This window comes from Schlegelella aquatica, assembly GCF_026013905.1.
In the GTDB taxonomy this organism is placed as follows: Bacteria; Pseudomonadota; Gammaproteobacteria; order Burkholderiales; family Burkholderiaceae_C; genus Caldimonas; species Caldimonas aquatica.
This window is the reverse complement of record NZ_CP110257.1, coordinates 3326329-3348564: the sequence shown is the minus strand read 5'-3', so window position 1 is coordinate 3348564 and position 22236 is coordinate 3326329. Positions and strand designations below refer to the sequence as shown.

Below are 22236 nucleotides of genomic sequence, written 5' to 3'. Positions count from 1 at the left end.
GCTAGGCCGGGTCGGGGTGTGCAGCGGCTCCAGCACAGGGCCGACTTCGAACGGGTGCTCGGCGCAGGGGCCGCGGCCGTCGTGGCCCGCAGCGCCCACTTCGTCGTGCACCATCTGCCGCCCGCTGCGGCGGGTTGCGCGCCTTCGGCGGGTTCGTCAAGTCAGGAAAAGGCCGAGTTGTCAACAGCCCCAGCCACGTCCACGGCCCCAGTTGTGGATCGCGGTCGTACCTCGCCGCGCGGTGAAGCGCCGGGCCTCGGGCCGGCCCGCGTGGGTGTGGTCCTGCCCAAGCGCTGGGCGCGTCGCTCGGTGACCCGGTCCTTGCTCAAGCGTCAGGTGTTCGCCGCCTTCGACCGACTGCCTTCCCCGGTGCCCGCGGGCGACTGGGTGGTGCGGCTGCGCGCGTCGTTCGACACACGGCAGTTTCCGAGCGCCGCCTCCGACGCGCTCAAGCGCGCCGTGCGCGGCGAGCTCGACGCGCTGCTCGCGCAAGCCTTGGCGCGGCTCGCGCGGTCCGGTCCGGGCCGCCCGCCGGTGCGCTGAAGGCTCGGGCCGATCGAGGGCTGGCGATGAAGCGCGCACTGATCCTGCTGATTCGCGGCTACCGCCTGTTCTTCAGCGCCTGGGTCGGCGCGGGCTGCCGTTTCCATCCCACCTGCTCGGTGTATGCGATCGAGGCGCTGGAGCGCCACGGATCGCTGGCGGGCAGCTACCTCGCGGCGCGCCGCCTGCTGCGCTGCCACCCGTGGTGCGAGGGCGGTGCCGATCCGGTGCCCGCCGACGCGCCCCGTCTGCAGCGCCCGGGCGGGCCGCCCGGGCTGTTCACACGTCTCGTGCGGGCGGGTTCGTCGAGCCCGTCCCCCTCGCCTCCTGCTTCCACCTCCTCCAACAGCGAGTCGTCTCCATGACCGATATGCGCCGCACCATCCTGTGGGTGGTGTTCTCGATGTCCCTCGTCCTGCTGTGGGACGCCTGGAACAAGCACACCGGCCGGCCGTCGTTCTTCTCGCCGCCGCCGGCCACCTCCAGCGCCTCCGCGCCGGCCGGCGGTGCGCCAGCATCGGCCGCGTTGCCCGCCCCGGCCGCCGCGACGGGCTCGGGCCCGGCCGGGGCCTCGGCCATCTCCACCCAGGCCGCAGCCCCCACCGCATCGCAGAAGTTCACCGTGCGCACCGACGTGCTGGAGCTGACCATCGACACGCAGGGCGGCACGATCACGCGCGCCGAGCTGCTCAAGTACGAGGACCAGCAGGACCGCGCGAAGAACGTCGTGCTGCTGGATCAGTCGGCCGAACGGGTGTACCTCGCGCAAAGCGGGCTGATCAACCGGGTCGACAACGGCGGCGCGTTCCCGAACCACTTCACGGTGATGACGCCGCTGCCCGGCGAGCGCACGCTGCCCGAAGGGCGCGAGGCGCTCACCGTCACGTTGGAGTCGCCGGAGGTCAACGGCCTGAAGTACCGCAAGACCTACACGCTCAAGCGCGGCACCTACGCGATCGACGTGCGCCATGAGGTGGTCAACGTCGGCAGCGAGCCGCGCGAGCCGCAGCTGTACCTGCAATTGGTGCGCGACGGCAACCCGCCTCCGGGCGAGTCGAGCTTCTACTACACCTTCACCGGCCCGGCGCTCTATACGGACGCCAAGAAGTTCCACAAGATCGACTTCAAGGACATCGCCAAGGGCAGCGCCGAGACCGCCCCGCCGGCAAACGACGGCTGGGTGGCGATGGTGCAGCACTACTTCGTGTCGGCCTGGTTGAACACCCAGCCGCAGCCGCGCGAGTTCCGCACGGCGAAGGTGGCCGACAACCTCTATTCGATCGCGATGGTGCAGCCGCTGGACGCGGTGGCGCCCGGGGCGACGAAGGCCGTGGACACGACGCTCTACATCGGCCCGCAGGAGGAAAAGAAGCTCGAGGCGCTGGCTCCGGGCCTGGACCTCGTGAAGGACTACGGCTGGTTCACCATCCTGTCCAAGCCGCTGTTCTGGCTGCTCGACAAGCTCTACGGCGTGCTGGGCAACTGGGGCTGGGCGATCGTCGCGCTGGTGGTGCTGCTCAAGATCGCGTTCTACTGGCTCAACGCGAGCGCCTACCGCTCGATGGCCAAGATGAAGGCGATCGCGCCGCGCGTGCAGGAGCTGCGCGAGCGCTACAAGGACAAGCCGCAGCAGATGCAGCAGGAGATGATGCGCATCTACCGCGAGGAGAAGGTCAATCCGATGGGCGGCTGCCTGCCCATCCTGATCCAGATCCCGGTGTTCATCGCGCTGTACTGGGTGTTGCTGTCTTCGGTCGAGATGCGCAATGCGCCGTGGATCGGCTGGATCACCGACCTGTCGGTCAAGGACCCGTACTACATCCTGCCGCTGCTGATGACGGCCTCGACGCTGCTGCAGACCTGGCTCAACCCGACGCCGCCGGACCCGGTGCAGGCGAAGATGATGTGGATCATGCCGCTCGTGTTCTCGGTGATGTTCTTCTTCTTCCCGGCCGGCCTCGTGCTGTACTGGCTGACGAACAACATCCTGTCGATCGCGCAGCAGTGGTTCATCAACCGGCAGCTCGGCGTGAAGTGAACGCCAGGCACGCACCGAGTGCCTGAACGCAACGCCCCGCGGGCCCGGCCCCCGGGGCGTTTTGCATGGCGCCGTCGACCTTGAGCCGGCGATGCTGGGCGCTTGAAAGAGACGCTCGTGGGCGCGCCGCGAGCCGGCCGGCGAATGCCGCGACAATGGCGCCATGCTCGCTCGCCAGCAGGATCCCATCGTCGCCATCGCCACCGCGCCGGGGCGCGGGGCGGTGGGCATCGTGCGCCTGTCGGGGCGCGACCTGTCCGCCTTCGTGCGGGCCTTCTTCGGCCGCGCGCTCTCGCCGCGGCACGCCACCTACCTGCCGTTCCCCGACGCGCAGGGCCAGCCGATCGACCAGGGGCTCGCGATCTACTTCCCCGCGCCGCATTCGTACACCGGCGAGGATGTGCTGGAGCTGCAGGCGCACGGCGGGCCGGTGGTGCTCAAGCTGCTGCTCGCGCGCTGTCTGGAGGTGGCCACGCAGCCGGGCGAGGCCGGCCGGCCCGTGCTGCCCGGTCTGCGGCTGGCCGAGCCGGGCGAGTTCACGCAAAGGGCCTTCCTCAACGACAAGCTCGATCTCGCGCAGGCCGAGGCGGTCGGCGACCTGATCGACGCCAGCACCGAGGCCGCGGCGCGCTCGGCCAGCCGCTCGCTGGCCGGGGCGTTCTCGAAGGAGGTGGAGTCGCTGCGCGAGCAGATGGTGCAGCTGCGCATGCTGGTGGAGGCGACGCTCGACTTTCCGGAGGAGGAGATCGACTTCCTCGAGAAGGCCGATGCGCGCGGCCGGCTGGCCCGGCTGCGCGAGACGCTCGCCGCGGTGATGGACCGCGCCCACCAGGGCCAGCTGCTGCGAGAGGGCATCCAGGTGGTGCTGGCCGGCCAGCCCAATGTGGGCAAGAGCTCGCTGCTCAACGCGCTGGCCGGGGCGGAGCTGGCCATCGTCACGCCGATCCCGGGCACCACGCGCGACAAGGTGAGCGAGACGATCCAGATCGAGGGCGTGCCGCTGCACGTGATCGACACCGCCGGCCTGCGCGAAGCGACCGACGAGGTCGAGCGCATCGGCATCGCGCGCAGTTGGGCCGAGATCGAGGCGGCCGACGCGGTGCTGTTCCTGCACGACCTCACGCGCCTGGGCGAGCCCGAGTACGACGCGGGGGAGCGCGAGATCGCCCGGCGCCTGCCGGCGGGGCCGAAGATCGTGCACGTGTACAACAAGTGCGACGCCCGGCCGGGTGCCCGGCCGGCGGCTCGCGAGGGCGAGCGGTACGTCGCCCTCTCCGCGCGCACCGGCGAAGGGCTGGAGGCCTTGCGCGCGCTGCTGCTGGAGCTGGCGGGCTGGCATGCGCAGCCGGAGGGCGTCTACATGGCGCGCGAGCGGCACTTGCAGGCGCTGCGCCGCGCGGCCGAGCACCTGGCCCTCGCCGACCAGCATGCCGCGTGCGCCGACCAGGCGCTCGACCTCCTCGCCGAGGAACTGCGGCTCGCGCACGAGGCGCTCGGCGAGATCACCGGTAGCTTCACCGCTGACGACCTGCTCGGCGAGATCTTCAGCCGCTTCTGTATCGGCAAGTAAACATCGACACCAGGATTTGCAGCGCACCGACGAAGGGCAGCGCAGAGGCGACGAGCGGCAAACCCCCCTGTTCGTGCCATTGTGGGACGCTTGGTACGCGCCACATAATCCCCTGGCGGAGCACTTTGTGCGCTGCGCCGCGCAATGGCCGAGCCGGTCGGCGCCTCATCACACACCAACAGGGAACGCTGCGGGGAAGCTCGATGGATTTCAACCAGCTCGTGCAGGCGGTGCAGTCGCTCAATGCCGAAGATGCGTTTCGGCCCCGCCTGGACGCGGGGCAGTGGCAGACCTTGTCGCAGTACCTCACCCGGCACGACGTGCGGCCGGGGGACTTGATCATCAAGCAGGGCGACCGCGGTGACCGCGCGATGTACCTGCTGGCGCAGGGCACCTACCAGGTGTATGCGAGCGGCGGCGCGCCGGGCACGAGCAAGGTCGCCATCCTGCGGCCGGGCGCGGTGGTGGGCGAGCCCGCGCTGTTCGCCGACGTGCCGCGCGGCGCCAACGTGGAAGCGATGACGGCCGGCGTGCTGTGGGCGCTGCGGCTGCCCCGCTTCGAGGAACTGGGCGTGCGCGTGCCGGGCATCGCGCTCGAAGTGGCGCGCGCGGCCGCGGCCGTGATGGCGGTGCGCCAGGCGCGTTGAGGCCCGCGCTCCTCGGCCGTCCAGGCCGGGCTGTCGCCTCCCTGGAAGGCAAGGCATCGACCGCGCGGGTCGAGATGCGCCCCGGCGGGCGCCCGCGCGGCTTTCAATGCCCGTCGAACGACACCAGCGTGAACAGCGGCAGGCCTGCGGCGCGCAGCTTGTCGGCGCCGCCCAGTTCGGGCAGCTCGACAATGGCCGCGCCTTCGATCACCGTGGCGCCCAGGCGCTCCAGCAGGCGCTTGCCGGCCATCATCGTACCGCCGGTGGCGATCAGGTCGTCGATCAGCACCACGCGGTCGCCGGGCTTGACGGCATCGGTGTGCAGTTCCACCGTCGCCGAGCCGTACTCGAGCTCGTAGGTTTCGGCCACCGTGGTGAACGGCAGCTTGCCCTTCTTGCGGATCGGCACGAAGCCGACGTTGAGTTCGTAGGCGAGCACGGCGCCGATGATGAAGCCGCGCGCATCCAGGCCCGCGATGACGTCGGGCTTGACATCGAAGTAGCGGTGCACGAACTGGTCGATCAGCACACGGAAGACCTTGGGGTTTTGCAGCAGCGGCGTGATGTCGCGGAACTGCACCCCCGGCGAGGGCCAGTCGGGCACGGTGCGGATGTGGCTCTTGATGTAGGCGGAGGTGTCCATGGCAAGGGCAACGGCGGGAGGACGGCCGAGGCGCTATTGTGAGGCCTCGCCGCCGGGTACCGGTCGGCTCCTCAGCCCGACAGCAGCTTTTCTTCGGCGAGGGCCAGGGGCTCGGGCAGGCCGCACAGCACCAGCGTGTCGCCGGGCCCCAGCAGCAGCTCGTCGTGGGGTTTGACCACGCCGCCGCCTTGGGCGCGCCGCACCGACAGCACCGACACGCCCATCGCGTGCAGGGCCACGTCGATCAGGCGTCGCCCGCACCAGGGCGAGCCGGCGGGCAGGGTGACGGATTGCAGCCGCTCGTGCTGCGCCTCGTCGCCGCTCACGTCGTCGGCGCCGTGGAAGTACCCGCGCAGCAGGCCGTAGCGCGCCTCGCGCTGCTGCTGCACGAGGCGGATGACGCGTCGCATCGGCACGCCGACCAATGCGAGGGCATGGGAGGCGAGCATCAGCGAGCCTTCGATCGCCTCGGGCACCACCTCGGTCGCACCGGCGGCGCGCAGCTTCTCGAGGTCGGCGTCGTCGATCGTGCGCACGATCACCGGCACGCGCGGGGCATGCTCGTGCACCAGTTGCAGGATCTTCAGCGCCGAGGGCGTGTCGTGGTAGGTGACGACCACGGCGCTCGCGCGCGCCAGGCCGGCGGCCATCAGGCTTTGCAGGCGCGCCGCATCGCCGAACACCACGCTTTGGCCGGCCGCGGCCGCCTGGCGCACGCGGTCGGGATCGAGGTCCAGCGCCATGTAGGGGATGTGTTCGGCCTCGAGCAGGCGCGCGAGGTTCTGGCCGCTGCGACCGTAGCCGCAGATGATCACGTGCGCCTCGGTCTTGATCGAGCGCTTGGCGATGCTGGTCAGCTGCACCGACTGCATCAGCCAGTCGGAGGCCGACAGCCGCATCACGATCTGGTTGCTGTACTGGATGATGAACGGTGTGGCGAGCATCGACAGCACCATGCTGGCGAGCACCGGGCTGACCCAGCGCGGGTCGATGAGCTGCCCGCCGGCCCCGAGCGTGAGCAGCACGAAGCCGAACTCGCCGGCCTGGGCGAGATAGAGGCCCGTGCGCAGCGCCACGCCCGGCGCGGCACCGAACAGGCGCGCCAGCCCGGCGACAAGCACGAACTTGGCCAACACCGGCAGCGTCGTGAGCACGAGCACCAGCAGCCAATGCTCCACCAGCGGCCGGGCGTCCAGCTTCATGCCGATGGTGATGAAAAAGAGCCCGAGCAGCACGTCGTGGAAGGGGCGGATGTCGGTCTCGACCTGGTGCTTGTATTCCGTCTCGGCGATCAGCATGCCGGCCAGGAACGCGCCGAGCGCCAGCGACAGGCCCGCGTGCTCGGTGAGCCAGGCCAGCCCCAGGGTCATCAGCAGCAGGTTGAGCACGAACAGCTCTTCGCTCTTGCGGCGCGCGACCAGCGTGAGCCACCAGCGCACCACGCGCTGACCGCCGACCAGCAGCACGGCGAGCAGGAGCGCCGCTTTCAGCAACGCGAACGCCAGCGGGCGCGCCATGTCCTCGGCGCCGTGCGAAAGCGCGGGGATCAGCACCAAGAGCGGCACGACGGCCAAGTCCTGGAACAGCAGCACGCCCATCACGCGCCGGCCGTGCTCGCTTTCGAGCTCGAGCCGTTCGGCCAGCAGCTTGCCGACGATGGCCGTGCTCGACATCGCCATGGCGCTGCCCAGCACCACCGCGCCTTGCCAGCTGAGCTCCCACGGCCGGCCGAGCCGGTGGAACAGCCATGCCAGCATGAAGTGGCCCACCACCGCGCCGGCCATGGTGATCACGACCTGGCTCAACCCGAGCCCGAAGACCAGCTTGCGCATGCTCTTGAGCTTGGGCAGGTTGAACTCCAGCCCGATCACGAACATCAGGAACACCACGCCGAACTCGGCGAGGTAGTGGACATTGGCCGATTCGCCCGCCAAGGCGAGCGCATTGGGGCCGATGACGATGCCCACCGCCAGGTACCCCAGCATGGGCGGCAGCTTCAGGCTGCGGCAGGCGACGACGCCGAGCACGGCGGCGAGCAGGTAGAGCAGAACGATCTCGAGTGTGGTGGCCATGAACGGGCGAAGGACGGGGTGGTCCCGCCGCGAGGCCGGTCGGGCGACCTTCCCTAGAATGGACGCATCCTAAACGAGAGGTTCCACGTGGTGTCCGACCGCACATCCTTGCCTGTGCCTGCCGGCTTCGATCCCGCACGCGCCGTCGAGCTGGCGCGCCAGACGCTGGAGATCGAATCGCAGGCGCTTCAGGGCCTGAGGGCGCGGCTGGGCGGGGAGTTCGCGCAGGCCGTGCAGGCGGTGTTGCGATGCGCGGGGCGCGTGGTCGTCACCGGCATGGGCAAGAGCGGCCACGTGGGCCGCAAGATCGCTGCGACGCTCGCCTCCACCGGCACGCCGGCGATGTTCGTCCATCCGGCCGAGGCGAGCCATGGCGACCTGGGCATGATCACGCCGCAGGACCTGGTGCTCGCGATCTCCAACTCCGGTGAGAGCGATGAGCTGACCGCCATCTTGCCCGTGCTCAAGCGGCTGTTCATTCCGCTGGTGGCGATGACGGGCCGGCGCGAGTCCACGCTCGCGCGCCATGCCGACATCGTGCTCGACACCTCGGTGCCTAAGGAGGCCTGCCCGCTCAACCTGGCGCCCACGGCCAGCACCACCGCGCAGCTCGCGCTCGGCGATGCGCTTGCCGTGGCGCTGCTCGATGCGCGCGGCTTCAAGGAAGAGGACTTCGCGCGCTCGCACCCGGGCGGCGCACTGGGCCGCAAGCTGCTCACCCACGTGCGCGACGTGATGCGCAGCGGGCCCCTGGTGCCGCGCGTGGCGCCGGGCACCAGCTTCACCGAGATGATGCGCGAGATGTCGGCCAAGGGCCTGGGCGCGACGGCGGTGGTGGACGACGACGGCCGGGTGCTGGGCATCTTCACCGACGGCGACCTGCGCCGCTGGATCGAGAAGGGCGCGGACCTGCGCACGATGACGGCCGAGCAGGTGATGACGCGCCAGCCGAAGCTCGTGCGCGAGGACGAACTGGCCGTGGAAGCGGCCGACCTGATGGAAGAGGCGCGCATCACCTCGGTGCTGGTGGTCGATGCCGCCGGCCGCCTGGTGGGTGCGCTCAACACGCACGACCTGATGCGCGCGAAGGTGATCTGATGCGCGAGATCCGGCCGACGCTCTCGTTCCCGCCCGAGCTGCTGCTCAAGGCCCAGGGCGTGCGCGTGGCGGTCTTCGACGTGGACGGCGTGCTGACCGATGGGCGTATCTACATCGGCGAGCATGGCGAGACGGTCAAGGCCTTCAGCACGCTCGACGGCCATGGGCTCAAGCTGCTCAAGCTGGGCGGCATCGAGCCGGTGGTGGTGACCGGCCGCGACTCGCCCGCGGTGCGCAAGCGCGTGGCCGACCTGGGCCTGGTGCATGCGCGCTACGGGGTGCACGACAAGCTCGCGGCTGGCGAGGCGCTGCTGCGCGAGCTGGGGCTCGGTTGGCGCGAGCTCGCGGTGATCGGCGACGACTGGCCCGACCTGCCGTTGATGGCGCGCGCCGGCTTCTCGTGCGCGCCGCAGGGGGCGCACCCCGAGGCGTGCGCGGCGGCCGACCACGTGACGCGCGCGCCCGGCGGCTATGGCGCGGCGCGCGAGTTCTGCGATCTGCTGCTGATGGCCCAGGGCCGCTACGCCGAGTTGCTGGCCACGCAGATGCGCACGCTGGACGACGGGCGTCAGGGATGACACCTCCTGCGACCCGCCCCGCGAGCCTGCCGCCGGTGCCCGCCCGCCCGGCCGTGCCCGGGCCCCACCGGCTGCGGATGTGGTTCGATGCGGCGATGGGCTATTTGCCGCTGCTGCTCATGGCGGCGCTCGCCGGGGCCACCTGGTGGCTCGTGAAGAACACGCCGGTGCCCGACGAGCCGCGCGCGGCTCGGCCGCCGCGCCACGAGCCCGACTACACGATGAGCCGCTTCACCGTGCAGCGCTTCGACACCGAGGGGCGGCCCAGCACCTTCCTCGAAGGGCGCGAGTTGCGTCACTACCCCGACACCGACACGCTGGAGATCGACGAGCTGCGGCTGCGTCACGTGGATCGGGAAGGGCGCCTGGTGCATGCGGTGGCCCAGCGGGGGCTGGCCCACGGCGACGGCAGCGAGGTGCAGCTCTTCGGCGGCGCCCAGGTGGTGCGCGAGGCCGGCGGCCCGCAGGACGTGGTGCAGAACCGGCGGCTCGAGTTCCGCGGTGAGTTCCTGCACCTGTACATGCGCGAGGAGCGCGTCGTCTCCCACCTGCCGGTGACACTGCGCATGGGCGACATGGTGGTACACGGCAACAGCCTGCGCTACGACAACATGCAGCGGGTGCTCGAGCTGCGAGGCCAGGTGCGGGGCACGCTGCCCGCGCAGGGCGCCGCCTCGGGCGAAGGCCCCGACGCTCGCTGAGGCTCATGTCCGCGCTCGCCGCTCGACGATGAACGCGCCCGACGCCTCACCGCTCGTCTACATCACCGGGGCCTCCAGCGGCATCGGCCAGGCGCTGGCGGCGCGCTACTACCGCGCCGGCTGGCGGCTCGCGCTCGTGGCCCGGCGTGCCGCCGAAATCGAGGCGTGGTGCGTGTCGCAGGGCTACGAGCGGGCCCGCTGGGCTGCGTATGCCGCCGACGTGCGCGACATCGGCGGCATCGTCGGGGCGGGCCGCCAGTGCCTCGCGCAGCAAGGTCTGCCCGCGGTGGTGATCGCCAACGCAGGCATCAGCATCGGCGTGGACACCGCCGAGTACGAGGACCTGGACGTGGTCCGGCTGACGTTCGAGACGAACAACGTCGGCCTGGCCGCGACCTTCCATCCCTTCGTGCGGCCCATGAGCGAGGCGCGCCGGGGCACCTTGGTGGGCATCGCCAGCGTCGCCGCCATCCGCGGCTTGCCCGGTCACGGGGCCTATTGCGGCAGCAAGGCGGCCGTGGTGAGCTACTGCGAGAGCCTGCGGGGCGAGTTGCGGCCCCACGGCGTGAAGGTGGTGACGCTGCTGCCCGGCTACGTCGATACGCCGCTGACGCGCGGCAACCCTTACAAGATGCCGTTCCTGATGTCGCCGGCGCAGTTCGCCGAGCGGGCGTTCCGGGCCATCGAGGCCGGCGCGAGCTACCGCGTCATCCCGTGGCAGATGGCGGTCGTCGCGAAGCTGCTGCGCGTGTTGCCCAACCCCGTCTTCGACCGCTTGCTGGCCGGCCGGGGGCGCAAGAAGCGCCGGGGGCAGTGACACAAACGCCAACCGCCCGGGGCCGGGGCCCGCGGAACAATAGCGCCGATGCCCACACCGCCGACCGCCCCGGATTTCGACCGCACCGCGCCCGCGGACCCGCCCGGCCTGCGCCGGATGAAGCGCCTTGCGCTCGGTTTGCTGCTCGCCGCGGCGGGGGTCTATGGGGTGGCCACCGCGCTCGAGGGGCGGCACCCCGCGTGGGGCTACCTGGCCGCCTTCGCCGAGGCGGCCATGGTGGGCGCCATCGCCGACTGGTTCGCGGTCGTCGCGCTCTTTCGCCACCCGCTGGGACTGCCGGTCCCGCACACCGCGATCATCCCGTCCAACAAGCAGCGCATCGGCGAGAACCTCGCGAACTTCATCGTCGCCAACTTCCTCAGCACCGAGCAGGTGCTGGCGAAGCTGAGGGAGGCCGACCCGGGCCTGCGGCTGGCGCAGTGGCTCGCCGAGCCGACGCATGCGCAGCGCCTGGCCGCCCATGCCGCCCGGGCGGCGCACTACGGGTTGCACGCGGTCGACGACGAGCGGGTGCGCGAGTTCCTGCGCGCGACCGTCTTGCGGCGGCTGGAGGCGGTGGACGTGTCGCGCCTGGCCGGCGAGCTGCTGGACGTGCTCACCGCCGACCGCCGGCATCAGGCGGTGCTCGACGAGGTGTTGCGGCAGCTCGGCCGGCTGCTGGACGATGAAGCGCTGCAGGCGCGCGTGGCCGAGAAGGTGGCCGCCGAGGTGCGGTACCTGCGCTACGTGGGGCTGGACCAGGTGGCGGGCAACCTCGTCACCGCGAAACTGGTGGCCGGCGTGGGCCGCCTCATCGCCGAGATGGCCGAGGACCCGCAGCATCCGATCCGGCTGCGGTTCGACGACTTCATGGCGGATTTCGTCGACAAGCTCAAGCACGACCCGGATTTCCGCCTGAAGGGCGAGGACCTGAAACGCCAGGTGCTGGGCCACCCGGCCCTCTCGGAGTACCTGCAAGGCCTGTGGGGCCAGTTGCTCGCCTGGCTGCAAGACGACCTGGGCCGCCCCGACTCGCGCTTGGCCGCTCGGCTGGCGGGCGCCTTGCAGCGGCTGGGCGAGAAGCTCCTGGCCGACGAGGCGATGCGCGGATGGATCAACCAGCAGCTCGTCCAGGGCGCACCGCCGTGGATCGAGCGCTACCGCGAGGACATCCGGCGCTACATCGTCGGCCGCGTCGAGACTTGGAACACCGACGAGATGACGCGGGAACTCGAACGCAACATCGGGCGCGACCTCCAGTTCGTGCGCATCAACGGCACCCTGGTGGGCGGCACCGTCGGCCTGATCCTCCACGCGGTGACGCAGTGGCTCGGATGAGGCCCGGCCGCGGGCGCTCAGGGCCGCGGGCGGCGCTTGCGGCGCCCCACCGCCATGCCGATCCCGGTGCCGAGAACGAGACCGAGCACCAGCGCCCAGCCGACCTCGGCCCCGCCCGCCTGCGACGGCCGGGGGGCAGGCGGCTGTGCGCACATCGGCAGGGCCGCGCGCCAGTCCGCCGCGGTGATCTGCGTCATCCGCGCGGCTTCGGGCAGGCCGTAGACGCACAGCTCGCCGCCCGGCAACTGGCAGAACCGCTCGGCAGGGCACTGCGTGAGGATGTGCGGCGCGAGCCCCTCGCCGCAGCGGGCACCGCCGCTGCGCAGCACCTGGAGCGTCACTTCAGGATGCTTGGTGAGTTGTTCGGGCATGGCAGATCTCCCGCGGGGGGCGCCCCGGGTGGCGGGGCAACCGGTGTGCCGTCGTCGCCCGCGCGCGGGGGCCGGGCACCCTGTCGCCACCCGGGCCTTGCGCCAGCGGCCGGGCGGTGCGCGATGATGATGACGATGCCACACCACGGAGGCGACACGCGATGAATACCCGCATCGAGACCGATTCCATGGGCCCGATCGAGGTGCCGGCCGACCGGTACTGGGGCGCCCAGACGCAGCGCTCGATGCACCACTTCCCGATCGGGGTGGCGCGCTTTCGCTGGCAGCGGCCGGTGATCCGCGCGCTGGGGCTGCTCAAGAAGGCGGCGGCGCGCGCCAATGCCGAGTTGGGCGAGCTGCCGGAGGAGACCGCGTGGCTCATCGAGCAGGCGGCCGACGAGGTCATCGAGGGGCGGCTGGACGCGCACTTTCCGCTCGTCGTGTTCCAGACGGGGTCGGGCACCCAGTCGAACATGAACGCCAACGAGGTGATCGCCAACCGCGCGATCGAGATCGCCGGCGGCGTGATGGGCAGCAAGAGCCCGGTGCATCCGAACGATCACGTCAACCGCGGGCAGTCGTCCAACGACACCTTCCCGACGGCGATGCACATCGCGGTCGTCGAGGAGCTGCAGCAGCGCCTGTTCCCCGCGGTGCTGGCGCTGCGCGACACGCTGCACGCCAAGGCCCAGGCCTACGACCACGTCGTGAAGACCGGCCGCACCCACCTGCAGGACGCCACGCCCATCACACTGGGGCAGGAGATCGGCAGCTGGGTGGCGCAGATCGACTTCGGGCTGGATGCGGTGCAGGCCTCGCTCACCGGGCTGTATGACCTGGCGATCGGCGGCACGGCGGTGGGCACCGGGCTCAACGCCCACCCGCAGTTCGGCGAGCGCGCGGCCGAGCACCTGGCCGAGCTGACCGGCCACCCGTTCCGCTCGGCGCCGAACAAGTTCTTCGCGCTGTCGGCGCACGATGCGCTGGTGCAATGCTCCGCAGCGCTGCGCACGCTCGCCGGGGGCCTCATGAAGATGGCCAACGACGTGCGCTGGCTGGCCAGCGGGCCGCGTTGCGGCATCGGCGAGCTGCGCATCCCCGAGAACGAACCCGGCTCGTCGATCATGCCGGGCAAGGTGAACCCCACGCAGTGCGAAGCCCTGACGATGGTGTGCGTGCAGGTCTTCGGCAACGATGCCGCGGTCGCTTTCGCCGGCACGCAGGGCAACTTCCAGCTCAACGTGTACAAGCCGGTGATGGTGCACAACGTGCTCGAGAGCATCGAGCTCCTGGCCGATGCGTGCGGGGCGTTCGACCGCTACTGCGCGCAGGGCATCGAGCCGAACGAGGCCGTGATCGACGAGCACCTGGAGCGCAACCTGATGCTGGTGACGGCGCTCAACCGGCACATCGGCTACGACCGCGCCGCGCAGATCGCGAAGAAGGCGCACAAGGAAGGCCTGACGCTGCGCGAGGCGGCGCTGGCCTCGGGCTACGTCAGCGCCGAGGACTACGACCGCTGGATCGACCCGCTGGCGATGACCCGGCCGGGCTGAGTCGGGGGGCGGCCCCCCTCCGGGGGCGGGCGTCAGCCAGTTGTGGCAGCATCGCGGCCCATGCTGGACGTCGTCGTCTTCTTTTTCCTGCTGGGCGTGATCGCCCGCGTGGTCGGCTCGGACTTGCGCCTGCCCGAGGCGCTGTACGAGACCTTGTCCATCTACCTGCTGCTGGCCATCGGCCTGAAGGGCGGCATCGAGCTGTCCAAGCAGCCCATGGCCGCGCTCGCACCCCAGGTGGGCGCTGCGATCCTGCTGAGCTTCACCATCCCGTTCCTGTTGTACCCGGTGCTGCGCGCGCTGCGGCTCGCCGGGCCCGACAGCGCCTCGCTGGCCGCGCACTACGGCTCGGTCAGCGTGGTCACGTTCGCCGTCGTCACGGCGGCGCTGACCCGCGCCGGCCTGCCCTACGAGAGCCATGCGGCGCTGTGGGTCGCCGTGATGGAGGCGCCGGGGATCGTCTCGGGGATTCTGCTCGCCCGGCTCGCCAAGCTGCAGGAGGTGCGCTGGGGCGCGTTGCTGCACGAGGTGCTGTTCGGCAAGAGCGTGCTGCTGCTGCTCGGCGGGCTGATCATCGGGGCGATCGCGGGCGTGGAGGGCACGGCGCCCATCAAGGCGGTGTTCATCGACCCCTTCAAGGGGGTGCTGGCGCTGTTCCTGCTCGAGCTGGGCTTGGTCGCGGGGGGCCGCTTGTCGGAAGTGCGGCGGTTCGGCCTGCCGGTGGTGGCGGTGGGCGTGCTCGCACCGCCGCTGCTGGCCGTCCTGGGCGCGGGCGTCGGCGTCGCGCTGGGGCTGTCGACCGGCGGGGTGGCGGTGTTCGCCACGCTGGCGGCCAGCGCGAGCTACATCGCCGCCCCCACGGCCATGCGCCTGGCGGTGCCGGAGGCCAACGCGGCGCTGTCGATCACCGCGGCGCTGGGCATCACCTTCCCGTTCAACATCGTCGTCGGCATCCCGCTCTACATCGGGTTGGCGCGATGGCTCACACAATGATGCGACGACGCATCGAGGAGGCATGCACACCATGGCCCTGACCAAACACGCCCGCCAGCTGCTGGTGATCATCGCCGAGGCCGCGCTGGAGAAGTCGCTGGTGCGCGACGTCAAACGCCTGGGAGCGCACGGCTACACCGTGTACGACGTGCGTGGCGAAGGGGCGATGGGTGTGCGCGAAGGCGAGTGGGAGGCCGACCGCACGATCGAGATGAAGGTGATCTGCGAGGCGCAGGTGGCCGACCAGATCGCCGAGCACGTGCTCAACACGTACGCGCCCAATTACGCGGTGACGATGTTCTTCGCCGCGGTGCAGGTGCTGCGCCCGGAGAAGTTCTGAGCAATGAAAAAGCGGCAGGGCTTGCGCCGTGCCGCTTTCGCCGGCCGGCCCCGTGGGGCCGACACGAGAGGTGAGGGGGATCAGTAGCCGCCGCGGCCGCCACCGAAGCCGCCCCGGCCGCCACCGCCGCCGAAGCCACCGCGGCCGCCGCCACCGCCACCCCCGAACCCGCCGCGACCGCCGCCGTTGCCGTAGGCGCCGCGGAAGCCACCGCCGGCACCGCCGCCCGGACGATCTTCACGCGGGCGCGCTTCGTTCACGACGATCGCGCGGCCGGCGAGCGACTGGCCGTTCATGCCGTTGATGGCGGATTGGGCCTCGGCGTCCGAGCCCATTTCGACGAAGCCGAAGCCTTTGGAGCGGCCGGTGTCGCGGTCCATCATGACCTTGGCGGACGTGACGGTGCCGAACTGAGAAAACGCGCTGCCGAGTTCTTCGTCACGCACGGAATAGGCGAGGTTGCCGACGTATAGCTTGTTGCCCATGAGAGAGCCCCTTTCAAACACAAAACAGACTTGGAGCTTCTACCCATCGAACAACTCAACCAGGCGCCGCTTCCAAGAACCATTATGGGGCTGTCTGCCAGGAAAGGAAGGCTTCGATGTGAAAAAGTGTTGTTCGTGGGGGAAATTGCGGGGGGCGTCTTTCCGCCTTGCGCGAACCGACGCCGCGCAGGGCGGCCGTATGATGCCGACGGGCCGCGGGCCGGGCTGTCGCGGCCCGACTTTTCCCTGAGAGGAGCAGTGATGAGCGTGTCTTGCCTCGAATGCGGGGCGGAGAACCGGGAGGAAGCGAAGTTCTGCCGCAGCTGCGGCTTTGCGCTGGCTCGTGGCAGCGCCGCGGCTGCTGCGCCCGCCGACGAACTGCCGCCCAGCGCGCTGGCCGACACCGTGCCGGCCGCCCTGGACGAGGCGCGGCCCGGCCCACGGACCATCGATTTCGACCCCACCGAGGCGCCGCCTGCCCCTGCACCTGTGCCCGCACCGGCACCCGCACCTGTACCTGCGCTTGCCCCTGCGGGGGCGGCCCCGCTCGCCGCGCCGGCACCGCTGGCCGCGGGCTTCGGCACCTCGCCGGCCGCGCGGCTGGCGCAGCCCGAAGCGGATGGGGACCTCCCCGAGCCCGTCTGGGCCTCGCGCGAGCCCCTGCCCGCGGGCAGCGGCGGCGGCGGGCGTTGGGCGCTGGTGATCGCAGCCCTCGTGTGCCTGGGGGCGGCCGCCCTGTGGTTCGGCCGCACGACCCGCCTGCCTGCGGTGGCTGCCGGCAGCGCCGCCGCCTCGGCTTCGCTGGCCCCGGTGCCCGCTTCGTCGGGTGCCGAGGCCCCGCCCGTGGCGGCGGGCGCGCAGGGCCCGTCCTCCACGGCCGCGGCACCCGTGGCGGTGCCCGTCGCCGCCTCGGGCGCGGCGGCGGGCCCGGCGGGCGTGGCCGAGGCCCCCTCGCCAGCCGGCGCGGCGCGCGGCGTGGGTGCGGGCGATGGCGCCGCAACACCGGGTGCCGCGCCGCCACGCCAGGCCGGGGCCCGGGGGCCGGCAGGGCCGAAGCCGGCCGCGCCAGCCGACCCGAAGCCGGCCCCCAAGGTGGCGGCGAAGGCGCCGTCCAAGCCCGCTCCCGCTGCCGAGGCCAAGCCTCGCAGCGACGTCCGGGGCGAGCCCTCGCGCTCGACGGCGGCGCGCGACGAGGGCGCCGGCCCTGCACGGCCGCCGGCTGCGGCCGACGGCTCGCGCACGAGCGCGGCCGCAGCGGCGGAACCGTGCGCCGGCAAGAACTTCCTCATGGCGATCGTCTGCCTCAAGCAGGAATGCTCGAAACCCGCGTACGCACAGCATCCGAAGTGCGTCGACTTCTTGGAGAAGGAACGCCAGCGCGAGGAGCGCGAGGCCATGTTCCGCTAGCCCAGCGCCGCGGCGTCGTCCCGCAGGCGGCCGGTCCACCGCCTCGTGACGAGGCAAGATGCGGGGTGGAGCGGCCCCGGGCCGCGCGAAACGCCACAGGGAGGACCAGACAGATGCCGGTGAGCCGACACTTGCCGAAGGAAGCCTTGCGCGGGCTGTGGGCCAGCTTGCGAGCGGTTCGTGATGGCCCGGCCTTGGGCATGCTCTCGGCCACCTATGCCGCGGCGGGCCTGCTGCTGGCGATGGTCCAGCAGTCGGTGGCCGCAGAACGATGGGGATTCGCGTGGGGCTATGGGGCCGCCATGCTCGCGGTGGCCTTCTATGGCGGCAACGCGGCCGGCATCTTGCTGATGGACGACGCCCGCGGGGCCCCGCGACGCACGGCGGCCGCGGCGCTGCGGCAGTCGTTGCGCACGGCCCATCGCCTGCTCGGCGTCATGGCGCTGGTCGCCGTCACCTATGCGGCGGGGCTGGGGTTGCTCGCCCTGGTGCTGGTGATGTGCCGCACGCCCTGGCTCGGCCCGTTGATGTACACCGTGGTGCTGCCGGCGGGGGTCGTGGTGTCTGGGCTGGCCTGGCTGGCGCTGCCGGCCGTCATCGTGCCGCTCGCCGCGCCGGCGGTGTGGGACGGCGTCGAGACGCTGTCCGTGCTGCAGCGCCTGTACGGCCTCGTGCGGCACCGCCTGCTCGAAGTGCTGCTGCTGATGCTCGGGGTCGGCGTGCTGGCGAGTTTCGTGGCGGCCGTGGTGGTGTTCGTCATCGCGGCCGGAGGACAGACGCTGGCCGCGATGTCCCGGCTGATCCTCGGCGCGGAGGTGCCGCTCGCGCAGTGGATGGCCGGCTTGTTCGGCTACGGGGTGCGCAGCCTCGCCAGCGCCGGGGTGGACCTGCGGGGGCAGCCGCACGCGCTCGCGGGCCTGGTGGGCGGGGGCGTGGTCTTCGTGCTCAGTCTGGTGCTGCCCAGCCTCGTCTACCTGCGAGGCGCGTGCGCGGTGTATCTCTCGCAGGAGGGGCGGGAGCCGGAAGTGCCCGGGCTCGGCCCCCGCAGCGAGCCCTCGGAGCGCGGCGCACCGGTTCGCTCGCCGGCGGGCGCCGCCGCCGGCCGCGCGGCCGGCGACGGGATTCTGACGGGGCCCGAGCCGCAGCTCGAGACGACCATCATGATGGCCAGGGCCCCGGCGCAGGCCCCGACGCCCGGCAGGGCGGTGGACGTGCTGCTGCCGCTGGACGAGCCCGCCCGGCAGGACTGCCGGGCCTGCGGCGCGCCGATGGCGCGAGGCGACCGCTTCTGCGCGGCGTGCGGCGCGCGGGCGTGAAGCTGTCGGGCGTACGGGGTGGCGAGGCCGGATCGAGGAGGCTGACATGACGCCGCGTATCGCCAGCCTCGTGCCTTCGATCACCGAGTTGCTGGTGGATCTCGGTCTGACGCCTTGGATCGTCGCGCGCACGGGCTTTTGCATCCATCCCCGCGAGGTGGTGTGCACCATCCCGAAGGTCGGCGGCACCAAGGACGTGCAGCTCGAGAAGCTGGAGCGACTCGCGCCCACGCACGTCGTCGTCAACGTGGACGAGAACACCCGCGAGACGGTCGAGGCGCTGCGGCGCTTCGTGCCCGAAGTGGTGGTGACGCATCCCTGCGATCCGCGCGACAACCTCGCGCTGTATGCCCAGATGGCGGAGGTCTTCGGCGCCTGGGGGCAGGTGCGCGCGCGGGCGGCCGCGTGGAGCGAGGCGCTGCACCGCGAGCTCGACCGGCTGGAGGCGCAGCGCTGGCCCGAGCGGCGGGTGCTCTATGCGATCTGGCGCGATCCGTGGATGACGGTCGCGCGCGACACCTACATCTCGCGCATGCTCGCGCTCGTCGGCTGGCACACCTGGCCGGCGGTCGAGGGTGGCCCGAGCGGTGCGGCCCGCTACCCGGCGTTCGAGTTCGACGAGCGGCTGGTGAGCCAAGTGGACGAGGTGCTGCTCGGCAGCGAGCCCTATCGCTTCACCGAGGCGCACGTGGCCGAGGTGAGTGCGCGCCTGCAGGCGCTGGGCAGCACGGCCCGTGTGCGGCTGATCGATGCCGAGATGGTGAGCTGGTACGGCAGCCGCGCGGTGAGGGGGCTGCGCTACCTCGCCGACTTCGCGGCGCGCTGAGCCGCTGTGCGGCGGGCATCAGGGCCGCGTCACTACTGCCGGGGCGCGTGCGCCGTCCAGCGCCGCTGCGTGCGGCCGCGGCCGTCGACGCTTTCCAGGTGCACGTCGAAGCCCCACAGCCGCGCCACGTGCTTGAGCACTTCCTGTGCGTCGTCGTTGAGCGGGCGGTCGTTGTGCTGGGTGTGACGCAGCGTGAGCGAGCGATCGCCGCGCAGATTGACGCTCCAGACCTGGATGTTCGGCTCGCGATGGTTGAGGTCGTACTGCTTGGACAGCGATTCGCGCAGGTGCCGGTAGCCGCTGTCGTCATGGATGGCGGAGACTTCGAGCTCCGGCTCGTCCTCGTCGTCGCGGATCGCGAAGAAGCGGAAATCGCGCATCAGCTTCGGGCTCAGGAACTGGCCGATGAAGCTCTCGTCCTTGAAGTTGCGCATCGCATAGTCGAGCGTGGTGAGCCAGTCGCTGCCCGCGATCTCGGGGAACCAGCGGCGGTCTTCCTCGGTGGGGCTCTCGCAGATGCGCTTGATGTCGGAGAACATCGCGAACCCCAGCGCATACGGGTTGATGCCGCTGTAGGCCGGGTGCCCCACGGGCGGCTGGAAGATCACGTTGGTGTGCGACTTCAGGCACTCCAGCATGAAGCCGTCGGCCAGCAGCCCGCGGTCGTAGAGCGTGTTGAGCAAGGTGTAGTGCCAGAAGGTCGCCCAGCCCTCGTTCATGACCTGCGTCTGGCGCTGCGGATAGAAGTACTGCGCCACCTTGCGCACGATGCGCACGATCTCGCGCTGCCAGGGCTCCAGCAGCGGCGCGTTCTTCTCGATGAAGTAAAGCAGGTTCTCCTGCGGCTCGGGCGGAAAGCGCTTGGCGGCTTCCTCCTCCTCGCCGGATTTGTCGGTGCGCCGGGGGACGGTGCGCCACAGGTCGTTGACCTGCTGCTGCAGGTAGGCCTCGCGCTCGGCCCGGCGCGCCTGTTCCTTGGCGAGCGAGAGCTTCTGCGGACGCCGGTAGCGGTCCACCCCGTAGTTCATGAGGGCATGGCAGGAGTCGAGCACGTCCTCCACTGCATCGACGCCGTGGCGCTCCTCGCACTCGGCGATGTAGTTCTTCGCGTAGACCAGGTAGTCGATGATCGACGACGCGTCGGTCCACATGCGGAACAGGTAGTTGCCCTTGAAGAAGCTGTTGTGGCCGTAGGCCGCGTGGGCGATCACCAGCGCCTGCATCGCCATGGTGTTCTCTTCCATGAGGTAGGCGATGCAGGGGTCGGAGTTGATGACGATCTCGTAGGCCAGGCCCATGTGGCCGCGGCGGTAGCTCTTCTCGGTGGCGATGAACTGCTTGCCGTACGACCAGTGCCGGTAGATGACCGGCATGCCGACCGACGCGTAGGCATCCATCATCTGCTCGGCGGTGATGATCTCCAGCTGGTTCGGGTAGGTGTCGAGTTTGTACTCGCGCGCCACCTCGGCGATGGCGTCGTGGTACGTCTCGATCAGCTCGAACGTCCAGTCCGACGGGCTGGGCAGCGGCTGGGTCGCGCGTTCGCGCACGGTCTCGTTCATGGAACTACCCTCGGCCGGGCCGCGGCGCTCATGCCGGCGCCCCTTCCTTCTTGAACAGGTCGCGGAAGACCGGATAGATGTCGGCGGCGTCGGAGACCTTGCGCATCGCGAAGTTCTTATGCGTCTCGAGCAGCTGGGTGTATTCCTCCCAGAGGTTCTGCTCGGCCTCGGCCACCTGCACGTAGGCGTAGTAGCGGCACAGCGGCAGGATCTGCTCGGCCAGCAGCTGCCGGCAGCGGCCGCTGTCGTGGTGCCAGTTGTCGCCGTCGCTGGCCTGTGCGCCGTAGATGTTCCACTCGCTGCTCGGGTAGCGCGCCTTGACGATGTCCAGCATCAGCTGCAGCGCGCTCGAGACCACGGTGCCGCCGGTCTCCGTGGCGTGGAAGAACTCGTCCTCGCTGACTTCGGCCGCCTGGGTGTGGTGGCGGATGAAGACGAGGTCGATCTTCTCGTAGTGCCGGGTCAGGAACAGGTACAACAGCATGAAGAAGCGCTTGGACATGTCCTTGCGCGCTTCGTCCATCGAGCCGGAGACGTCCATCAGGCAGAACATCACCGCCTTGGCCGTGGGCACCGGCGTGCGCACCCGGTTGCGGTAGCGCAGGTCGAACGGGTCGAGGAAGGGGATGCGCTTGAGGCGCTCGCGCAGCTCGGCGATGCGGTTTTCCGTCTCGCGCAGTTCGTGCTGCACCATCACGTCGGTGGGGTGCGGGTGCGCCTTCAGCCGCTCCAGGTGCTGATCGAGGTGGCGCAGCTCCCGGCGCGCATCGCCCCCCAGCGCGATGCGCCGGGCCAGCGCGCCGCGCATCGAGCGCACCACGTGCAGGTTGTTCGGCGTGCCGTCGCTGGTGAAGCCCGCGCGGTGCGATTTCCATTCCGGCACTTCGGCCAGCTGCGTGCGGATCAAATGCGGCAGGGCCAGGTCCTCGAAGAAGACCTGCATGAACTCTTCCTTGGTCAGGTGGAAGACGAAGTCATCCTCGCCCTCGCCGCTGTCGCTCGCGCCGGAGCCTGCGCCGCCGCCCCCGCCGCCTTGCGGCCGCTGGATGCGGTCGCCCTTGACGTACTCCTGGTTGCCGGGGTGCACGTACTCGCGCTTGCCCCCGGGCCCGTGCCCGAACACGGGCTCCGAGACGTCGCGCCGGGGCAAGGTGATGTCTTCGCCCTGCTCGAGGTTGCGGATGCCCCGCCCGCTCACCGCGCGACGCACCGCCTCGCGGATCTGATCGCGATAGCGGCGAAGGAAGCGCTCGCGGTTGCCGATGGATTTGTTCTTGCCCGACAGCCGGCGATCGATGATCTGCTGGAGCATGGGCATCTGGGTCAGCCTTTCTT

The 22236-nt window shown here is 70.8% G+C and carries 22 protein-coding genes; 16 read left to right on the top strand and 6 right to left on the bottom strand.

Annotation, left to right across the window (positions count from 1 at the left end; translation table 11 throughout):
- Nucleotides 1–18 precede the first annotated feature (18 nt).
- The 5 genes from OMP39_RS15345 (at nucleotide 19) to OMP39_RS15325 (ending at nucleotide 4798) form a co-directional block, all read left to right on the top strand.
- Nucleotides 19–543 (top strand): ribonuclease P protein component, encoded by a 525-nt coding sequence (locus tag OMP39_RS15345; RefSeq protein ID WP_264892752.1) that lies wholly within the window; start codon nucleotides 19–21, stop codon nucleotides 541–543.
- Between the two features lie 26 nt (nucleotides 544–569).
- Complete coding sequence (gene yidD, locus OMP39_RS15340; RefSeq protein ID WP_264892750.1) at nucleotides 570–908, top strand: membrane protein insertion efficiency factor YidD; 339 nt, start codon at nucleotides 570–572, stop codon at nucleotides 906–908.
- Nucleotides 905–2581: a membrane protein insertase YidC gene (gene yidC / locus OMP39_RS15335; RefSeq protein WP_264892748.1), complete on the top strand. Its 1677-nt coding sequence runs from the start codon at nucleotides 905–907 to the stop codon at nucleotides 2579–2581. Before yidD ends, yidC begins: the two co-directional genes overlap by 4 nt.
- Nucleotides 2582–2744: 163 nt before the next feature.
- Nucleotides 2745–4151 carry a tRNA uridine-5-carboxymethylaminomethyl(34) synthesis GTPase MnmE gene (mnmE, locus tag OMP39_RS15330; protein WP_264892746.1) on the top strand — a complete coding sequence of 469 codons (1407 nt, stop codon included), beginning with the start codon at nucleotides 2745–2747 and terminating at the stop codon, nucleotides 4149–4151.
- A gap of 203 nt (nucleotides 4152–4354) precedes the next feature.
- Complete coding sequence (locus tag OMP39_RS15325) at nucleotides 4355–4798, top strand: cyclic nucleotide-binding domain-containing protein (protein ID WP_264892744.1); 444 nt, start codon at nucleotides 4355–4357, stop codon at nucleotides 4796–4798.
- Nucleotides 4799–4901: 103 nt separating this feature from the next.
- Here OMP39_RS15325 and OMP39_RS15320 read toward each other — a convergent pair whose 3' ends face one another.
- Both OMP39_RS15320 and OMP39_RS15315 read right to left on the bottom strand, forming a co-directional pair.
- A complete protein-coding gene (locus OMP39_RS15320) occupies nucleotides 4902–5441 on the bottom strand; it encodes an adenine phosphoribosyltransferase (protein WP_264892741.1) in 540 nt (179 codons plus the stop codon).
- 71 nt (nucleotides 5442–5512) lie between these two features.
- A complete protein-coding gene (locus tag OMP39_RS15315; RefSeq protein WP_264892739.1) occupies nucleotides 5513–7513 on the bottom strand; it encodes a monovalent cation:proton antiporter family protein in 2001 nt (666 codons plus the stop codon).
- A gap of 90 nt (nucleotides 7514–7603) precedes the next feature.
- On the opposite strand from OMP39_RS15315, the gene OMP39_RS15310 reads away from it, so the two are divergent.
- Genes OMP39_RS15310 through OMP39_RS15290 form a run of 5 tightly spaced genes read left to right on the top strand, consistent with a single transcriptional unit; the run spans nucleotide 7604 to nucleotide 12045 of the window.
- Nucleotides 7604–8611, top strand: a complete 1008-nt coding sequence (locus tag OMP39_RS15310) for a KpsF/GutQ family sugar-phosphate isomerase (RefSeq protein WP_280925514.1) — start codon at nucleotides 7604–7606, stop codon at nucleotides 8609–8611.
- Entirely contained in the window at nucleotides 8611–9189 is a 579-nt protein-coding gene (locus OMP39_RS15305; RefSeq protein ID WP_264892737.1) for a KdsC family phosphatase, read from the top strand. Before OMP39_RS15310 ends, OMP39_RS15305 begins: the two co-directional genes overlap by 1 nt.
- The gene (gene lptC / locus OMP39_RS15300; RefSeq protein ID WP_264892735.1) at nucleotides 9186–9890 is read left to right on the top strand and encodes an LPS export ABC transporter periplasmic protein LptC; all 705 of its coding nucleotides are present in this window, start codon (nucleotides 9186–9188) and stop codon (nucleotides 9888–9890) included. The genes OMP39_RS15305 and lptC overlap by 4 nt, the downstream gene beginning before the upstream one ends.
- A gap of 28 nt (nucleotides 9891–9918) precedes the next feature.
- Nucleotides 9919–10707 (top strand): SDR family oxidoreductase, encoded by a 789-nt coding sequence (locus OMP39_RS15295; protein WP_264892733.1) that lies wholly within the window; start codon nucleotides 9919–9921, stop codon nucleotides 10705–10707.
- A gap of 48 nt (nucleotides 10708–10755) precedes the next feature.
- Nucleotides 10756–12045, top strand: coding sequence for a DUF445 domain-containing protein (locus OMP39_RS15290; protein ID WP_264892732.1), 1290 nt, complete (start codon nucleotides 10756–10758; stop codon nucleotides 12043–12045).
- A 17-nt stretch (nucleotides 12046–12062) separates the two neighbouring features.
- On the opposite strand, the gene OMP39_RS15285 is transcribed toward OMP39_RS15290, so the two are convergent.
- Nucleotides 12063–12416 carry a hypothetical protein gene (locus OMP39_RS15285; RefSeq protein ID WP_264892730.1) on the bottom strand — a complete coding sequence of 118 codons (354 nt, stop codon included), beginning with the start codon at nucleotides 12414–12416 and terminating at the stop codon, nucleotides 12063–12065.
- A 161-nt stretch (nucleotides 12417–12577) separates the two neighbouring features.
- Here OMP39_RS15285 and fumC point away from each other — a divergent pair, with 161 nt between their 5' ends.
- The 3 genes from fumC to OMP39_RS15270 are packed head-to-tail and all read left to right on the top strand — an operon-like array spanning nucleotide 12578 to nucleotide 15305.
- Nucleotides 12578–13972, top strand: a complete 1395-nt coding sequence (gene fumC, locus OMP39_RS15280; protein ID WP_264892729.1) for a class II fumarate hydratase — start codon at nucleotides 12578–12580, stop codon at nucleotides 13970–13972.
- Between the two features lie 60 nt (nucleotides 13973–14032).
- On the top strand, nucleotides 14033–14965 hold the full coding sequence (locus OMP39_RS15275; protein WP_264892727.1) for a sodium-dependent bicarbonate transport family permease: 933 nt from the start codon (nucleotides 14033–14035) through the stop codon (nucleotides 14963–14965).
- A gap of 22 nt (nucleotides 14966–14987) precedes the next feature.
- On the top strand, nucleotides 14988–15305 hold the full coding sequence (locus OMP39_RS15270) for a P-II family nitrogen regulator (RefSeq protein WP_264892725.1): 318 nt from the start codon (nucleotides 14988–14990) through the stop codon (nucleotides 15303–15305).
- Nucleotides 15306–15385: 80 nt separating this feature from the next.
- Here the strand turns inward: OMP39_RS15270 and OMP39_RS15265 are convergent, their stop codons facing one another.
- A complete protein-coding gene (locus tag OMP39_RS15265) occupies nucleotides 15386–15790 on the bottom strand; it encodes an RNA recognition motif domain-containing protein (protein ID WP_264892723.1) in 405 nt (134 codons plus the stop codon).
- 261 nt (nucleotides 15791–16051) lie between these two features.
- Between OMP39_RS15265 and OMP39_RS15260 the strand changes: the two genes are divergently transcribed.
- The 3 genes from OMP39_RS15260 (at nucleotide 16052) to OMP39_RS15250 (ending at nucleotide 19339) form a co-directional block, all read left to right on the top strand.
- Nucleotides 16052–17197, top strand: coding sequence for a zinc ribbon domain-containing protein (locus OMP39_RS15260; RefSeq protein ID WP_264892721.1), 1146 nt, complete (start codon nucleotides 16052–16054; stop codon nucleotides 17195–17197).
- A 113-nt stretch (nucleotides 17198–17310) separates the two neighbouring features.
- Nucleotides 17311–18513 (top strand): zinc ribbon domain-containing protein, encoded by a 1203-nt coding sequence (locus OMP39_RS15255; protein ID WP_264892719.1) that lies wholly within the window; start codon nucleotides 17311–17313, stop codon nucleotides 18511–18513.
- Nucleotides 18514–18559: 46 nt separating this feature from the next.
- Complete coding sequence (locus tag OMP39_RS15250; protein WP_264892716.1) at nucleotides 18560–19339, top strand: helical backbone metal receptor; 780 nt, start codon at nucleotides 18560–18562, stop codon at nucleotides 19337–19339.
- Nucleotides 19340–19371: 32 nt separating this feature from the next.
- On the opposite strand, the gene OMP39_RS15245 is transcribed toward OMP39_RS15250, so the two are convergent.
- Both OMP39_RS15245 and OMP39_RS15240 read right to left on the bottom strand, forming a co-directional pair.
- The gene (locus OMP39_RS15245) at nucleotides 19372–20901 is read right to left on the bottom strand and encodes a SpoVR family protein (RefSeq protein ID WP_264892714.1); all 1530 of its coding nucleotides are present in this window, start codon (nucleotides 20899–20901) and stop codon (nucleotides 19372–19374) included.
- Between the two features lie 28 nt (nucleotides 20902–20929).
- Nucleotides 20930–22219 carry a YeaH/YhbH family protein gene (locus tag OMP39_RS15240; RefSeq protein ID WP_264892712.1) on the bottom strand — a complete coding sequence of 430 codons (1290 nt, stop codon included), beginning with the start codon at nucleotides 22217–22219 and terminating at the stop codon, nucleotides 20930–20932.
- Nucleotides 22220–22236 lie beyond the last annotated feature (17 nt).

Coding starts and splice junctions, on each gene's coding strand:
- OMP39_RS15245 (WP_264892714.1), bottom strand. CDS start 20,901: ATGAACGAGACCGTGCGCGAACGCGCGACCCAGCCGCTGCCCAGCCCG.
- OMP39_RS15320 (WP_264892741.1), bottom strand. CDS start 5,441: ATGGACACCTCCGCCTACATCAAGAGCCACATCCGCACCGTGCCCGAC.
- lptC (WP_264892735.1), top strand. CDS start 9,186: ATGACACCTCCTGCGACCCGCCCCGCGAGCCTGCCGCCGGTGCCCGCC.
- OMP39_RS15270 (WP_264892725.1), top strand. CDS start 14,988: ATGCACACCATGGCCCTGACCAAACACGCCCGCCAGCTGCTGGTGATC.
- OMP39_RS15325 (WP_264892744.1), top strand. CDS start 4,355: ATGGATTTCAACCAGCTCGTGCAGGCGGTGCAGTCGCTCAATGCCGAA.
- OMP39_RS15255 (WP_264892719.1), top strand. CDS start 17,311: ATGCCGGTGAGCCGACACTTGCCGAAGGAAGCCTTGCGCGGGCTGTGG.
- OMP39_RS15240 (WP_264892712.1), bottom strand. CDS start 22,219: ATGCCCATGCTCCAGCAGATCATCGATCGCCGGCTGTCGGGCAAGAAC.
- OMP39_RS15265 (WP_264892723.1), bottom strand. CDS start 15,790: ATGGGCAACAAGCTATACGTCGGCAACCTCGCCTATTCCGTGCGTGAC.
- OMP39_RS15275 (WP_264892727.1), top strand. CDS start 14,033: ATGCTGGACGTCGTCGTCTTCTTTTTCCTGCTGGGCGTGATCGCCCGC.
- OMP39_RS15315 (WP_264892739.1), bottom strand. CDS start 7,513: ATGGCCACCACACTCGAGATCGTTCTGCTCTACCTGCTCGCCGCCGTG.
- OMP39_RS15290 (WP_264892732.1), top strand. CDS start 10,756: ATGCCCACACCGCCGACCGCCCCGGATTTCGACCGCACCGCGCCCGCG.
- fumC (WP_264892729.1), top strand. CDS start 12,578: ATGAATACCCGCATCGAGACCGATTCCATGGGCCCGATCGAGGTGCCG.
- mnmE (WP_264892746.1), top strand. CDS start 2,745: ATGCTCGCTCGCCAGCAGGATCCCATCGTCGCCATCGCCACCGCGCCG.
- OMP39_RS15285 (WP_264892730.1), bottom strand. CDS start 12,416: ATGCCCGAACAACTCACCAAGCATCCTGAAGTGACGCTCCAGGTGCTG.
- yidD (WP_264892750.1), top strand. CDS start 570: ATGAAGCGCGCACTGATCCTGCTGATTCGCGGCTACCGCCTGTTCTTC.
- OMP39_RS15295 (WP_264892733.1), top strand. CDS start 9,919: ATGAACGCGCCCGACGCCTCACCGCTCGTCTACATCACCGGGGCCTCC.
- yidC (WP_264892748.1), top strand. CDS start 905: ATGACCGATATGCGCCGCACCATCCTGTGGGTGGTGTTCTCGATGTCC.
- OMP39_RS15250 (WP_264892716.1), top strand. CDS start 18,560: ATGACGCCGCGTATCGCCAGCCTCGTGCCTTCGATCACCGAGTTGCTG.
- OMP39_RS15260 (WP_264892721.1), top strand. CDS start 16,052: ATGAGCGTGTCTTGCCTCGAATGCGGGGCGGAGAACCGGGAGGAAGCG.
- OMP39_RS15305 (WP_264892737.1), top strand. CDS start 8,611: ATGCGCGAGATCCGGCCGACGCTCTCGTTCCCGCCCGAGCTGCTGCTC.